Source organism: Tunturibacter psychrotolerans (genome assembly GCF_040359615.1).
In the GTDB taxonomy this organism is placed as follows: Bacteria; Acidobacteriota; Terriglobia; order Terriglobales; family Acidobacteriaceae; genus Edaphobacter; species Edaphobacter psychrotolerans.
The window spans coordinates 2943020-2957558 of record NZ_CP132942.1; the positions used below are offsets into that span (position 1 = coordinate 2943020).

The 14539-nt window shown below is 58.7% G+C and carries 17 protein-coding genes; 9 read left to right on the top strand and 8 right to left on the bottom strand.

All coding sequences use genetic code 11. The features are described 5' to 3' along the window. Positions 1-31 precede the first annotated feature (31 nt). Positions 32-472, bottom strand: coding sequence for a hypothetical protein (locus RBB77_RS12180; protein ID WP_353062028.1), 441 nt, complete (start codon positions 470-472; stop codon positions 32-34). Between the two features lie 198 nt (positions 473-670). On the opposite strand from RBB77_RS12180, the gene RBB77_RS12185 reads away from it, so the two are divergent. The 5 genes from RBB77_RS12185 to RBB77_RS12205 all read left to right on the top strand — a co-directional run bounded on the left by RBB77_RS12185 (position 671) and on the right by RBB77_RS12205 (position 5707). After that, a complete protein-coding gene (locus tag RBB77_RS12185) occupies positions 671-1876 on the top strand; it encodes a hypothetical protein (protein WP_353062029.1) in 1206 nt (401 codons plus the stop codon). Next, on the top strand, positions 1815-3065 hold the full coding sequence (locus RBB77_RS12190; RefSeq protein ID WP_353062030.1) for an alpha/beta hydrolase fold domain-containing protein: 1251 nt from the start codon (positions 1815-1817) through the stop codon (positions 3063-3065). The genes RBB77_RS12185 and RBB77_RS12190 overlap by 62 nt, the downstream gene beginning before the upstream one ends. A 102-nt stretch (positions 3066-3167) precedes the next feature. After that, positions 3168-3482 carry a PspC domain-containing protein gene (locus RBB77_RS12195; protein WP_353062031.1) on the top strand — a complete coding sequence of 105 codons (315 nt, stop codon included), beginning with the start codon at positions 3168-3170 and terminating at the stop codon, positions 3480-3482. Between the two features lie 3 nt (positions 3483-3485). After that, positions 3486-4787, top strand: a complete 1302-nt coding sequence (lysA, locus tag RBB77_RS12200; RefSeq protein ID WP_353062032.1) for a diaminopimelate decarboxylase — start codon at positions 3486-3488, stop codon at positions 4785-4787. A 539-nt stretch (positions 4788-5326) separates the two neighbouring features. Next, positions 5327-5707: a hypothetical protein gene (locus tag RBB77_RS12205; protein WP_353062033.1), complete on the top strand. Its 381-nt coding sequence runs from the start codon at positions 5327-5329 to the stop codon at positions 5705-5707. Positions 5708-5792: 85 nt separating this feature from the next. Here RBB77_RS12205 and RBB77_RS12210 read toward each other — a convergent pair whose 3' ends face one another. Continuing rightward, a complete protein-coding gene (locus RBB77_RS12210) occupies positions 5793-6767 on the bottom strand; it encodes a hypothetical protein (protein WP_353062034.1) in 975 nt (324 codons plus the stop codon). Positions 6768-7025: 258 nt separating this feature from the next. Here RBB77_RS12210 and RBB77_RS12215 point away from each other — a divergent pair, with 258 nt between their 5' ends. The 4 genes from RBB77_RS12215 (at position 7026) to RBB77_RS12230 (ending at position 10669) form a co-directional block, all read left to right on the top strand. Then, positions 7026-7775 (top strand): YebC/PmpR family DNA-binding transcriptional regulator, encoded by a 750-nt coding sequence (locus RBB77_RS12215; protein WP_183980918.1) that lies wholly within the window; start codon positions 7026-7028, stop codon positions 7773-7775. A gap of 76 nt (positions 7776-7851) precedes the next feature. Next, positions 7852-8601 (top strand): acyloxyacyl hydrolase, encoded by a 750-nt coding sequence (locus RBB77_RS12220; protein ID WP_353062035.1) that lies wholly within the window; start codon positions 7852-7854, stop codon positions 8599-8601. A 42-nt stretch (positions 8602-8643) separates the two neighbouring features. Further along, a complete protein-coding gene (ftcD, locus tag RBB77_RS12225; protein WP_353062036.1) occupies positions 8644-9564 on the top strand; it encodes a glutamate formimidoyltransferase in 921 nt (306 codons plus the stop codon). Positions 9565-9709: 145 nt separating this feature from the next. Continuing rightward, entirely contained in the window at positions 9710-10669 is a 960-nt protein-coding gene (locus tag RBB77_RS12230; protein ID WP_353062037.1) for a hypothetical protein, read from the top strand. Between the two features lie 112 nt (positions 10670-10781). Here RBB77_RS12230 and RBB77_RS12235 read toward each other — a convergent pair whose 3' ends face one another. The 6 genes from RBB77_RS12235 to RBB77_RS12260 all read right to left on the bottom strand — a co-directional run bounded on the left by RBB77_RS12235 (position 10782) and on the right by RBB77_RS12260 (position 14503). After that, on the bottom strand, positions 10782-11249 hold the full coding sequence (locus RBB77_RS12235) for a GyrI-like domain-containing protein (protein ID WP_353062038.1): 468 nt from the start codon (positions 11247-11249) through the stop codon (positions 10782-10784). Positions 11250-11399: 150 nt separating this feature from the next. Then, positions 11400-11858: a nuclear transport factor 2 family protein gene (locus RBB77_RS12240; protein WP_353062039.1), complete on the bottom strand. Its 459-nt coding sequence runs from the start codon at positions 11856-11858 to the stop codon at positions 11400-11402. 60 nt (positions 11859-11918) lie between these two features. Then, positions 11919-12437 carry a GyrI-like domain-containing protein gene (locus RBB77_RS12245; RefSeq protein ID WP_353062040.1) on the bottom strand — a complete coding sequence of 173 codons (519 nt, stop codon included), beginning with the start codon at positions 12435-12437 and terminating at the stop codon, positions 11919-11921. Next, on the bottom strand, positions 12406-13056 hold the full coding sequence (locus tag RBB77_RS12250) for a TetR/AcrR family transcriptional regulator (RefSeq protein WP_353062041.1): 651 nt from the start codon (positions 13054-13056) through the stop codon (positions 12406-12408). Before RBB77_RS12250 ends, RBB77_RS12245 begins: the two co-directional genes overlap by 32 nt. Positions 13057-13534: 478 nt before the next feature. Next, complete coding sequence (locus tag RBB77_RS12255; protein ID WP_353062042.1) at positions 13535-13987, bottom strand: chemotaxis protein CheX; 453 nt, start codon at positions 13985-13987, stop codon at positions 13535-13537. Positions 13988-14116: 129 nt separating this feature from the next. Continuing rightward, on the bottom strand, positions 14117-14503 hold the full coding sequence (locus RBB77_RS12260; protein WP_353062043.1) for a response regulator: 387 nt from the start codon (positions 14501-14503) through the stop codon (positions 14117-14119). Positions 14504-14539 lie beyond the last annotated feature (36 nt).

A 14539-nucleotide genomic window follows, 5' to 3' on the forward strand; every position in this document is an offset into this window, starting at 1 on the left:
GCACACCTCAATCGCTCACTAGCCGCCTAACTTACCCCTCCGACTCACCGAGCACACTCTCAACCTCTTCTTCTTCCAGATCGTCCTCAACCCGCAGGTAGCGACGCATATATCGAAGCGGCTCCTCGGCCGCTGCCATCTCTTTCAGGTGATAAAGCCACGCATCCTCGCGTGCACTCCGCCGCGTGTACCCCTTGCGTTGCACCGTCCCAATCGAGCCATCTTTCATCCTGCGGGTGAACGATTGCATCGGAACCTGAAACGTCATCAGCTGGCCCGGCTTCCAGAAGCTCGATGCAAACTCATGGGAGAAAAGCAGCGCATAATAACGCCGCTCCGCCGCCAGCATCTCCACCGCGTGGCGAGCGTTCTGCCAGGGCAAACCCAGCTTCCCCACATACCATCTACGAAATTCGAACCCGTTAGTGCGCGCCTGCCCGACCAGCAACTGAAGCAACTCGACCCGTGTCATAAAATTCGTTTCACTCTGTAGGAAGATACCGCGGCTCTCGCCAACTTCCGGTGCCCACAGGGTACAGTCTGCCATGACGCGCGTCCAATTCCGTGTAACCTACCTCAGACGTGCTCACTGAGTCGTAATCTGTATGAGAAGGCATCAAGTCTTCAGTGCTTTGAACTCCAGGCCCGGAGAAGAATCATAAAACGCAGCGTGAAACCGTTCAGTTTTTTTCTCGCCTTCCTGCTGGCAGCCACAGCCAACTCGCAGACCTATAACCCTGCAGCCCACACCGACCCCGTCAACCTCACCCCCGAGGCCCGCGACGCCTTCGAACACTTCTATGCCCTCGACTACGAAGCTGCTCTCTCACGGTTCGAAGCAGTCCAGCGAACCCACCCGCAAAGCGCCATCGCCATCGGCAACGTGCTCCTCACCATCGTCTTCCGCGAACTCTATCGTCAGGACCTACTCGACACCACCTACTACGCCCACGACTCCTTCCTCACCTCAAAACGCAATGTGCCCGTCCCTCAGCCCGTTCGCGACCGCATCGAATCCCTGACCAACTCTGCCGTCGCCCTCGCCGATCAGCAAATCAAAGCCAATCCAAACGACGCCAACGCCTACTTCGCCCGCGGATACGCTCGCGGCATGCACGCCGCCTTCATTACCCTCTGCGATCACAGCTTCGTCGCAGCAGCCCGCCAGGGCCTGGCCTCGCGCAACGACAGCGAAGCCACTCTCAAAATCGATCCCCAGTATGCCGACGCCAAGATGGCCATGGGCATCCAGCAGTTCGCCGTCGCCAGCCTACCCCGTCTCGTCCGGATGCTCGTCGGCATCGCTGGAGTAGGAGGCAACAAAGAAAAAGGCCTCGACCTTCTCCGCGAATCAGCTGCTCACGGCATCGTCACTCCCATCGAATCCCGTACCGCGCTCTCGCTCTTCCTGCGCCACGATGCCCGCTACGCAGAAGCCATCGTCGTTCAAAAGGGTCTCGCCGACCAATACCCTCACGACTATCTCTTCCGCCTCGAGGTCGCGAACCTCACCAAGGACTCCGGGAATGGACCCGGTGCCATCGCTCTCTACCGCGCCATCCTCGCCGACGCGCAAGATCCTCGCTACTTCGTTGAGCCGCGCCTCCACATGACCTACTTCGGCCTCGCCGACACAGAACGTGGCCAGAACCAAATCGCTGAAGCCGCGCAAAACTACCTTCAGGCCGCCGCCCAGCCCACATGCAGCGACTGGATCCGTCGCCGAGCTCAACTCAACGCCGGCGAAATGTTCGACCTCCTCCACAAGCGCGCCGAAGCAACCGAGCAGTACCAACTCGCCTCTGCTGGCGGAGGTGATCAATCTCAATCCGACGCCGCCCACCGCTACCTCAAGACCCCCTACGTCGGAAAATAAGGCACGGTATACCCGCCACGAAGTGGCCGCTCCACGCGCAGTGGGCCCGTCCGGCAGGACAAGCGCTGCGAAGCAAGCGGTAGCGCAAGTTCTCTGCCACGAACCCCCCACACTCATCCCCGCAAATCCTGCTAGCCTTATCCCACTCATGCGACTCCATCGCCATCTTCCCTCCGTCGCCCTCGCACTCACCGCAACCCTCTACGCGCAGCAACCCCCGCAAACCAATTCCAGCGTCCTCGATGAGAACGGGAACGCGCACATCACCCGCGTCATCCCCGTCCCCACCACCATCAGCCCCGAAGCCCAGGCCTCCCTCCGCCGCCCTGACGGAGCCGAAAACCAGACCCTCGCCGAACGCCGCACCTCTACCGACACCTGGCAGACTCACGCCGGCGAAACCTCCCTAAAAGACTATCCAGTCAAGATCGAATCCCTCACCATCGCTGGCGTGCCCGTCCGCAACGTCCTCCCTCTCGACGAAACTCCCCAGCATCCCGACCGCGTCCTGATCAATGTCCACGGCGGCGGCTTCAACGCCGACTCCGGCTCCTTCACCGAATCCATCCCCATCGCCAACCTCACCCACACTCGCGTCGTCTCCGTCCTCTACCGCCTCGCGCCCGAGCACCCCTTTCCCGCCGCCCTCGACGACACCATCGCCGTCTATCGCGACCTCCTCAAGACCTACAGGCCCTCCCACATCGCCCTCTACGGCACCTCTGCCGGAGCCATCCTCACCGTCGAAGTAGCCGTCCGCCTCAAACAACTCAACCTCCCCCTCCCCGGCGCGCTCGGCATCTTCTCCGGCATGGGCGACCTTAGCCAGACGACAGACTCCCAGGCCATGTACGCCTTACGCGGCCTCACCGGAAGCCTGCCCGTCGCCGGCACCCAGCCCCGCAACACCGAGTACACCGGCACCACCGACCCCAAAGATCCCGTCCTTTCGCCCCTTCACGCCAACCTCCACGGCATGCCCCCAACCCTCTTCATCACAAGCACCCGCGACCAACTACTCAGCGGCACCACCATCCTCCACCGCGCCTTCCTACGCAGTGGCGACAGCGCCCAACTTATCGTCTTCGAGGCTCTCCCTCACGCCTTTTGGAACGACATAAGCCTCCCCGAGACAAAAGAGGCCTACGGCTACATGGCCGACTTCTTCTCCCAACAGCTAAATCGTTAGCAACACAGGCGGGTTGCCGACTCACACTGGAACCGGCAACCCCAGCTCTACGTATTCAATCTCAGAGAGCGTATGGCAAAATAGAAGCTCTCGGAGACGCTCATGTTCTGCACCCAATGTGGCAATAAAGTCGATCCTTCCTCCCGTTTCTGTACGGCTTGCGGCGCACCAGCTGCCGCTGTTCCGCCTCCCATGGGCAACTACCCAAACACTGGGCAGCTCACCCGCCCGCGCCACAACCGCATGATCGCCGGAGTCTGCGCTGGCTTCGCTCTCCACTACGGCTGGGATCTCAATCTCGTCCGCGTCCTTACAGCTCTCATGATCGTCCTCACTGGCGTCGGCGCCATTGCCTACATCGCCGCCTGGGTCATCATCCCTGAAGCCCCCTACGCCCTTCCCGCAAAGAGCACCTAAATCTTGCCCAAAAAGATCGCCGCCCCTCCGCCTGAAACACAACCCAGCCCTCGCCCATTCGCCTACCGCAATCGTCTCCTCCACTGCGACGGAGCGGACCTCACCTCCCTTGCCGCCGAACACGGCACCCCGCTCTACGTCTACTCTGCGCAACAAATCTCCCATCGCTTCCAACTCTTCGCAGAAGCCTTCGCCAGCCGTCCCCACACCATCTGCTACGCCGTCAAAGCAAACTCCTCCCTCGCCATCTTGCGCCTCCTGGCAAAGCAGCGAGCAGGCTTCGACATCGTCTCCGGCGGCGAACTCGAACGCGTCCGCAAAGCTCACAAGCCCGCACTGAAAAAAGTAGTCTTCTCCGGCGTAGGCAAACAGATCTGGGAGATCGACGCGGCCCTCAACGCCGACATCCTCCTCTTCAACGTCGAGTCCGAAGCCGAGCTCCACCTCCTCGCCGCCCGCGCCGAAGCCTGCAACAAAGTCGCCCCCTTCGCCCTCCGCGTCAACCCCGACGTCTTCGCCGAAACCCACCCCTACATCTCCACCGGCCTCAGCGAGCACAAGTTCGGCATCGACATCAAAGCCGCCCGCGCCATCTATCGCAGCGCAAAAAAAACCAAGTGGCTCGACCCCGCCGGCGTCTCCGTCCACATCGGCTCGCAGATCCGCAAAGTAGATCCCTTCGCCGCCGCGCTCACCCGAGTCACCAGCCTCATCGCCGATCTGCGCAAGGACGGCCACAACATCCGCTACGTCGACGCAGGCGGCGGCCTAGGCGTCGACTACGGCGCAACAGCCTTCGATCCCGCAAAGCAAGTTGCAAAATACGCCGCCGCCCTCACCAAAAGTCTCGGCGAAGAATCAGCCCATCTCCTCCTCGAGCCCGGCCGCTTCATCATCGCGCAAGCAGGCGCGCTCCTTACCCGCGTCCTCTACGTCAAAAAGAACGGCACAAAAACCTTCATCATCACCGACGCCGGCATGAACGATCTCATCCGCCCCGCGCTCTACCACGCGCACCACGAGATCATCCCCATCAAACAGCCAACAGGGAAGTCCACTCTCACCGCCGACATCGTAGGTCCCGTCTGCGAATCAGGCGACTTCTTCGCCCGCGACCGCACCCTCCCGCCGGTCAAACCAAACGACCTCGTCCTGCTCCTCGACGCCGGAGCCTATGGTATGTCCCAAACCTCCAACTACAACTCCCGCCCCCGTCCCGCAGAAATCCTCATCGACGGAGACATCACAAAACTCATCCGCCGCCGCGAAACCATGCGCGACCTCCTAGCCCCCGAACTGCTCTAACTCCCGCAGTCCTTGCCGTTGTCATTGCCTTTGCAATTGCCGTTGCCTTTCTGGTTGTCATCCCCGAAGGGGATCCGCGTTTGTTTTCTATCCCGCAAACTCGTCATCTCGACCGAAGCTACTCACGTCCTCATCGTGAGTAGCGCAGTGGAGAGACCCCCGCGTTTCGCCTCCGCCTTCTGAATATCACAGCAATCTTGTCTGTTTTTGGTCCAGACCAAACCAAACTTCAAAAAAGTGCGCCAACTGCGTCTAGTTGGTCAACGTCCAGATTTTGAGCTTGCCAAAATCTGACTTCCCAGGAGAGTCGTGAAGGACTATTGTGATGGAGGATAAAGTGGTTGAGAGGTGCGATGAAGACTCGCTTGTCTGCGGTTATAGTCCCTATCTGTCTGGTTGGTGTGATAATCCCGGTTGCGGTCATTAGCCACCTACGATACAGGTACTCTCCAAGCGTGGAGCACGAAAGCTCATTCCTCCGGAATTACTCGCCGAGACCTGTCATCGAATCATTTGCTTTCAAGAAAGACGCGCTTTCCATGGGGGACGGAATTGGCTCAGGTGCGGGGTCGAAGTTCGTGACTAACGAACGGAAGATTGATTCCTCGTTTTCAGTCCAAAGCAACATGCGCACCCCGCTGATGACCGCGCTGAGCGGGGACGTGGTTGCGCAACTCGCCCGCAATGGGGCGACGATTCTTTCAAGGCGTGGTGATCCCGCGAGTGGATTTGATTTTGTCTATAAAGATGCGACGAGCATGGGGAGTATAACTCTCTTACCCCTTTCAGATCAGGCTCGATCGAGTTTGAGCCCTACTCTGGCCGACGGAGTGAAAGAAGTTCGTGCGAACATTGTTATTTCGGAAAAGTGGTTCCCTCAAGAACCGGGCGCAGAGAAGGTGAGCATGGACCTTCGATAGCCCTGCATCCGGGTTTTGGGACTTGAAATATTGGCTTGCCATTCCGTTGAGATATGTTTTGCTTTCGACATTCCTCTACAATCTGTCATCTCGACGCACTAATCGACTCCCGCACCGCAGCCAACGGAGCCTTCGCATCCAACACAACTCCATTATTCGGCCCCGCACTCACGCCCAATTCCTTCCATAACGCAGGCAAATCCACATCCACCGGCTTCTCGCTCCACTTCGCATACATATCCGTCAAAACAGTCGTCCCCGTAGTCCGATCCCCAATCTGCAACACACGCGACAGCGGCCAGTCCTTATCGATTCCACCCCCGCTATCCACAACCGCCCGCAGAGCATCTCTAAGCCCCTTCTTATCGTTCGTCTGACGTCGAATCGAAACGTCTGCCATCAGACAAAACATCGCACCACCCCAGTACGTCCGTCCCCACGTCGGTGTCTCATTCAATCCGCGATCGCCGCGCTCCGGCTCGCCATTGTGCATCTCGTGCAAAAACTCGGCCCACACCCTGGCTTCGGTCAACCTGCCCGTCCCCGCACGCGCAATCGGTTCGATGTACGTCGCCAGCCCCTCCTCCATCCAATGTTGATCATCCGGAAGATCCGGCAAAGCCGTATGGACAAGCTCATGCGTCATCACCCAGTCATCCTTCAGGTCGTCTTTCGTTGCATGCTGCGCCAGCCGGATTTGTGTCACAGCAGGGAAGCCGCCCATCCCACCCCACGTGGTTCCATGAATCGAATCGGAGTCGCCTGCAATCGGTTCAATCACCACCCGAGCCCGTGCCACCGGAAACCTACCGTAGTACACCGCAACCGAATGCGCCGAAGCCTGCACCCACGTCACAATGTCGGAGTGCGACAGATCAAGATCTCCCGCCGCAAAGTCCACCTGAATCGTGCTCCCGCCTTCCACAAAACTCTGAGAAGCGACGACCTGCTCTTTCCTCCAATGCCGCCCTGAATCCTGTGCGCATCCGATGCAGCAAGGCCAGAGAAACGTCAGGCACACACACATCAGTACAGTAGTCCGTCCCCACAAACATCTCATTCCAACCCTCGAACCGGACTCTGCCCGATCACCTAATAGGACTCGCCCGCGACCGAAACAGTTACACCACACAGCAACAGGCGCTCAGTTCCAGCCGGTGCCCCATATCTCGATTTTGAGATGTGGGCATTCGCGCGTCAGCGCGAACCGCTTTCCCAGCCGGCTGCATGCTCTCCCCCTCCAACATGCTAAAATCACAAGGTCGCGCAAGCCCGCAACAGATCGTAGGCACACGCAAAATCAACACCGAGGTAGTCCATGTCCGGCCACTCAAAATGGGCGACAATTAAGCATAAAAAGGGCGCAACAGACGCTAAACGCGGCAAGATCTTCACCCGCCTCATCAAGGAAATCACCATCGCCGCCAAGACCGGCGGAGGGGATCCCGACGGCAACCCCCGCCTCCGTGGCGCCATCGCCGCCGCCAAGGCCGAGAACATGCCCGCCGACAACATCAAGCGCGCCATCCAGCGCGGAACCGGTGAACTCGAAGGTGTCAGCTACGAAGAGATCACCTACGAGGGCTATGGCCCCGGCGGCGTAGCCCTCATCGTCGACGTCCTCACCGACAACAAGAACCGCGCTGTCAGCGAGATCCGCCACGCATTCTCAAAAAACGGTGGCAACCTCGGCGAATCCAACTCCGTCTCCTGGATGTTCACCAAGAAGGGTGTCATCACCGTAGCCAAATCAACGGCATCTGAAGACAAGCTCACCGAGATCGTCCTCGATGCCGGTGCCGAAGACCTCTCCGACGAAGGTGAAAACTGGGAAGTCCTCTGCGACCCCAAGGACTTCGAAGCCGTAACCGAAGCCCTCAAGGCCGCAAAGATCACCCCCGAGCACGCCGAGGTCACCAAGATCGCCTCGACCTACACCAAGCTCGAAGGCAGTCAGGCCAACGCCATGATCCGCCTCCTCGAAACCATCGAAGATCTGGACGACACGCAAAATGTCTACTCCAACTTCGACTTCGACGAAGCTGCGGTAGCCAACGCCAGCCACTAATCAACTACGGTAGCTAAGCCCCAAACGGCCGCCGTTCACCGGCGGCCTTCTTCTGCCACCAACATCGGAGATCTAAGTGATCAAGCAAATCGCACGCATTGGCGCGACCACCCTCTGGGCAATCGCCCTCCTGCTCGCCGCTACTCGCCCCTCCTCCGGCCAGGCAGTCGTCACAAACGAGAACAACCCCTTCCTCGATCCCAAAGGCCACCAGCCCCTCGAGATCGGCGCCATCGTCCAGGGCGGCTTTGGCCTCACGGAAAACCGCGATGACTTCAAGTTCATCATGGCAGGCGTCCACGCCGGCAAAGTCCTCACAGGCAACGTGGGCCACGGCCCTCTCCGCGGCAACTTCGAGTACGCCGTCGAAGCCTTCCCCTTCTGGCAGTCCTACACACCCATATTCCAGCGCCCCTTCTGCACCAACCCGCCCGGCACCCCCGAGCAGTGCACCCCCTTCTACACGGTAGGCGGCACCTTCACCGGAGCCTCCGTCACCCCGATCATCCTTCGCTGGAACGTCATCGGCACCAAAAAGTTCTCCTTCTGGGGACAAGCGGCAGGCGGCCTTCTCTGGACCAACCACAAGTACCCAGCCTTCGGCGGTCCACCCTACAACTCACAAAACGACGGCAAATACGCCGACGCGAGCGTCTTCAACTTCACCCCCCAAGGCGGCATCGGCCTGCACTACTTCCTCCGCCCGCGCCGCTCCATCGACTTCAGCGCCAACGGCGTCCACATCTCCAGCGCCTCCCTCGGAGACCGCAACCCCGGCGTCAACGCCAGCGTTCAATTCTCCCTCGGCTACACCTGGTGGAAATAACTCTTACAATAAGCCGCGAATCACGCACGAGCAGCAGTTGAAATGAATCCAGAAGCCATCATCGAGTGCGTCCCCAACTTCTCTGAAGGCACCGACGCCGCCAAAGTCGAAAAGATCGTCGCCGCCACGCAGGTCGAAGGCGTGCGCCTGCTCGACTGGTCCCTCGACACCGCACACAATCGCTCCATCGTCACTCTCGCCGGCTCGCCCACCGGCATCGTCGAAGCCGCTGTCCTCGCCGCAGGCAAAGCCGCCGAGCTCATCGACCTCACCACCCAGAACGGCGTACATCCCCGCATCGGCGCCGCCGACGTTATCCCCTTCATCCCGGTCAGCGGAGCCTCCCTTGCCGACTGCGCCGTCCTCGCCCGCCAGGCCGGCCTCCTCATCTGGCGCCGCTACGGCGTTCCCGTCTACTTCTACGGAGCAGCCGCCGCCCGCCCCGACCGCGTCCTCCTCGAAGACGTCCGCCGCGGCCAGTTTGAAGGTCTCCGCGACGCCGCCCTCCGCGACGCCACTCGCCGTCCCGACATCGGCGGCCCCGAACTCCACGAAACCGCCGGAGCCTCCGCCGTTGGAGCCCGCAGCTTCCTCATCGCCTACAGCGTCCACCTCCAGCAGCCCGACATCGCCGCCGCCCGAGCCATCGCCCGCGACATCCGCGCCGCCAACGGTGGCCTCCACGGCGTTAAAGCCATCGCCGTCCTCGCCAACGGCCGCGCTCAGGTCAGCATGAACGTCACCGACTTCCGCCTCACTCCCATGCGTCACGTCCACGCCACCGTCCAGCACCTCGCCCAGCGACACGGCGTCCTCATCGAAGAAGCCGAGCTCATCGGCCTCATCCCCGAAGCCGCCTATGAGCCCGATTCAGATTGGGTTCGTCAAATAAGCGGCTTCGATCCAGACGGAAAGGTACTAGAGCGCAGGCTTCACTCCCCCATCGCGTGGCCTCAGCACTAGGTCTTCCAAAATCACCCCATCTACCACGAAAGTAGCAAGCTTGCTAACAGAACTCGTCTCATCCAGTCTTGCAACCAGCGCGTATTCACGGAACAATGGTGGTATTGCAGCTACACTGCTAGTAGCTCAAGGAGCAAAAGGATTTATGAACACAACCAAGCGTACCCTCTTCACCGCAGCCGTAGTTATGGCGACCATGTTGGCCCCCAACTTCGCCTCCGCTGCACAGCTCTCCAGCGACGCCAAGTCCGCCACTCCCAAGGAAGTTCAGCAGCTCATCGTCGTCGACTATCGCGCCATGCAGAACTCCCCCGCGGCCATGGACCTCAAAGACCGAGTCCTCCCGCCCGAACTCAAGCGCCTCGAGACCGCCCTCAAAAGCTCCGGCCTCAAGGTCGACGCGGACGCCGACGTCCTCGCCTTCGCCGCCTTCCGCGATTCGAAGGGTGAGGGAACCCGCATCGTAGGCATCGCCCAGGGCCAGTTCCACACCCGCGAAGTCATGGCCAACTTCACCAAGAACAAGATCAAGCCCACCATGATCCGCAACAACAGCGTTTATCCCATGGGCTCCAACGGCATGAGCGTCGTCTTCCTCAACCAGACCACCATGGTCTTCGGCGACAAGGATTCCGTAAAGGAAGCGATGGATGCGCGTGACGGAATCACCTCGAACTTCCTTGCGAACGGCGACATGGTCAACGAGATGGCGGTCGTAGACTCCAAGGCCGTCTGGAGTCTCCTCGACGCCAAGGGCACACAGACCATGATGAAGGGCGTCCTCGGCGACGCCTCGCAACTCGCCGACTACGACACCGTCAAGAACCGCATGAAGAGCAGCCGTTACACCATGGACTTCCAGAACGGCGTCAAGTTCGATATGGCCGTCGTCATGTCCGACACTCTCACCGCCGCCACCGCAGCCACCTTGATGAAGGGCGTCTCGATCCTCCGTAAAAACTCAGGTACACCGCTTGAGAAATCGGCTCTCGATCAGACCACCATCGACTCGAACGCAGGCACTCTGACCGTCTCTTACTCCTCTTCCGACAGCCAGTTTGCCAGCCTCCTCACCTCGCCGCTCTTCCAGTCCGTAGTCAAGTAAGCATAGTCACGAAGCATTCGGTCTCAAAAAAAGCCCGGTCTCCGCATCAAGCGGATGCCGGGCATTTCTTTTTGCGCTCAACTAGAACACACACTTTTTCAAGCTCCTCAAATCAGACGACAGCCAGCGGCCGGTTCAACTCCGTCTGCCACTTGGACGGATCCGGCCCTACCTCCGTGCCCGTAAGATATCTCTCCCAAAGATCGACCCCCGTCTTATATCCGCTCTTCGCGATCCACGCCTCAAGCTCACCCCATCCTCCGCCAAGGCCCGAGTAGTCGCCGTGATACACGGTCCTCGCCACCTTCATCGTAGGCCACTCTCCAGATTGCACCCGGCCCGACGCCTTAATCGGTGCGGCCACCGGCACACAGATCTCGAAATCAAACGTGTCCTTCGGAGCTCGCAGGTGATGGGTAAACCACGGCCCGGCCTCGGTCACTCCCTGCGCAGCCACAGCAGCCTTCACCTCGTTCAACCCCGGAATCATAACCTTCTGTATCTCCGAAGTCGGAACCGTGAGATGAAGAAATGCCACAGGCTGCGTATCTGTCTCAACAATCCGCGGTGTCTCGATCATTGTTGTCTTCTCCTGGTTGCTTTGTGTCCGTCACAGTTATTGTTCTCGTTCAAGAGGTTAGTCCTCTCGACCGACGTCATGCGGCTATCACGCGACGCAGAGGAGCGACGATTGTTATTCGATTGTGTCGCCCCTGTCGCTGTCTGCTTGCTAAGGAGTCAAATCAAAAGCCGGCCGCAGACTGCCATCCATGTAGAACGGCACTGACGTATGTGAGTGTGTGATCCTCCACTGACCAGACTCCCGCTTTAAATGAAGAGTGGAACGCATCCAGAAGCTGACCAGTCGCGCTGCCGTCTTCGAGGTGGCGTTCAGGTGCATAAAGCCGTGACAGAACGCGACATCACCACTGACAGTCACCTCAAAATCACGCGCTTCTATTTCGACCGGCCCATCCCAGGTATCAAACCACGCCTGCTTCTCGCGGAGATCTATTCCACGATGAGAGAGCGGCGGAGCCAGATTGTAGTCGGCCGCATCCGTCGCGAACAACGCCACAAATCCGGCAGCATCTTTGTCATGATTCGCCTTGCGGAGTTGATCGATCACCGCCAGAACTTCGGTTTGATCCTGCGAAACCTCGGTCTGCAACGCTACTGTCGCCATCATGGTTCTCCTCTCTGATTAGTTGCACGGCCCTTGCTGCATCTTCAAAAGCACACACCAGTCTTACCGGATAGGCACCCACACCTCAACATCGCCCACACCAACCTTCGGATCGAAGCTCTCGCCGTAACGCTCAAAGAAACCAGGCGAACCAGGCGTCCCAAGCCCGAGTGAGTACCGCGACTTCGGCAGCCACTCGCGTTCAATCGCACGGCATGTGTCTTGAAGCTTTGAGATGTGACCGCGATGTGTAAACACTGCATATCGCTCCCTAGGCATCGTCACAACGTTCAACTCCGGAGGAACTCCCTCGAAGCTTTGCACCTCTACTGCCGCCATATAGTCGAAGCCGTCCGGCAAAGGAAAACAAACTCCATACGCCACCCGGCCTACCTGTCCCGGAACCTTATTGATGTAAGGTACAAAACGCTCCCAAAGCTCCGGAATCTCTCCTATCGTTGTTATCGTGTAGTTGTCCCGCAAACCCGCCAACAGCATCGCCTTTCCATCCTCGAACCGCGGCGCTTCCAACAACCCCTCAGAAAATGGTTCATCTCCTCGCTGTAGTGATACCTCTGTCATTTCGAACGCTCCTTCGATCGGATTGAGAGAACAACATCTCAATATACCGATGCAGATGATCAATGCAATCAACTGCTATCTCGGATCCGCCCTTCGCCTTAGCAAGAATGAAAGCTCCCTGAAACGTAGCCTGCGTGTAAAGCGCGAGACTCTGCGCCGTCCAATCCGCTTCAATACCATATTCCCGAATAGCCTCCGCGATGTCTGCCTCAATGGTTGCCGCATGGCTACTGATGCTCCTGTTGCAGGCCTCCCGAATATCCGGGTTGGTATCGTAGACCTCCTGCACCATCGTTCCCACCAGACAGGTAAAGTCCGCCAGCTCCCCCCGCAAAATCTCCTTGCGAAAATCCACATACGCCAGCACGCGATCCAGTGGATCGGTTAGCTGCCGGTAGGGCGCCGATCGAAACAACGCGCTGGTCACCTCTTCCCAGTGCTCAGCCGCCGCCAGCGCCAAATCTTCCTTGCTCTTGAAGTGATGAAAGAAGCTGCCCTTGGTCAATCCAGCCTCCGCGCACACATCCTCAATTCGCGTGGCCGCATATCCTTTGACGCGGATTACATGCATGGCCGCATTCAGAAACCTTGTCTTCGATTCGTGCCGCGTCTCGATCATGTATGTTGGCCCCATGGTTGGCAGAGACAGTACCAACCAGTTGGTATGTTTGTCAACGTAATATTCCCACGCCGGTCGCATCCGCCAACGTCAGGCTCACACAAGATCGCTAAGACCTTCAGCAACAGGGGCGGTCGCACGGACGTCATTTGCAGATGAAAACGGTCATACCGCCCGCAGCGCTGTATTCGCAACGCGGTTTCCACCGATCGCAAAGCTGTCAAGCCCTCTTTATCAATAAGTCTCTCTATATCAATAAGATAGACTTGGCGTATTAGTTCTGGTCCGACAGCTATACTGGATACAGCTCGGAGTGAAGGGTCCATCGCCTTTCGACGTCCGGGCGAGAGAACCCCGTAAGTCCTTTGGCTGGACGAATTTGCCCGTAACCCTTTTGATATGACGAATTTGCGAGCGTGTTCTTGCCGTAAGTCATTGATTCAAAGTATTTTACGGAATCATACCAGGGGGGGCCTCCCTAGAACGCAAGGACAACGCCGAAAACATTGCCCTGGAACGAATACTTCCGGCTGAATTTGGTTCCAAACCTCGCCTGATACCCCTCAAGCCCATCGCGAGTGACGGCTGGTGTCGAGATTACGCAATTGGAGTCAGGAGAAGCGAGCTTGCTCTTCCAACCGCCTGCGATCATGTTGCAAAGCTCTCCGATCGCATCATCCACCATCGGATCGTGCGGCTCCGAAGGGGTTCCCAGCAACGCCTCGGCAGTCACCGACGCGGTAGCCTGGCTCGCATACAAGAGGCACTCGCCATCCACGGCACCGGTAAATTGAATCCTCGCTACGATCCGCCCTTCCACGGTGTCAACCTCACCCTCCAACGGATCGCAGCTTCTCGCCAGCATCGTCTCAAAAACTTCCGCGACCGCTGAATCCAGCCGAGTCACTGCCTCATCCTGCGCGTTTGGCACAATCGTCCTCTTCCCACTCCTGGTTTATATTCCGCAACAATCGAGCAACTCTCAACTTAAGATTCACCAGATTCTAAGATTCGATAGGTTGAACCGAATGATCCAAGCGAAACGATCAGCAACAACCTTCTATGCAACCCGCATGAGTGGAAGTACGCGCGCCTTCACCTGCTCGGCCGTGAACGGCTTGCAGATATAGCCTTGAGCACCCGCAGCAATCGCACGCAGCACGAAACTCTCATTGCCTTCCGTCGTAATCATCACGACAGGAACACCCTGCGCGAGATTCTCCTGCTTCCGTGCCTCCAGAAACTGCAGTCCATCCATCACTGGCATATTAATGTCACTCAGGATTAACGCCAGCGCACCGGAACCTTGATTGTCTCGAAGAGTCTGCAACGCCTCCTCCCCATTCGAAGCCTGCAACACCTCGCTGAGCTCGAGGCCCGCCTGCCGCAACGCTCGCTCGATAACCTTCCTCATCACTGCCGAATCATCAATAATTAGAGCTCGCACCGACCCTCCCAACGCTTCTTCTGGTCTGACTGCTGT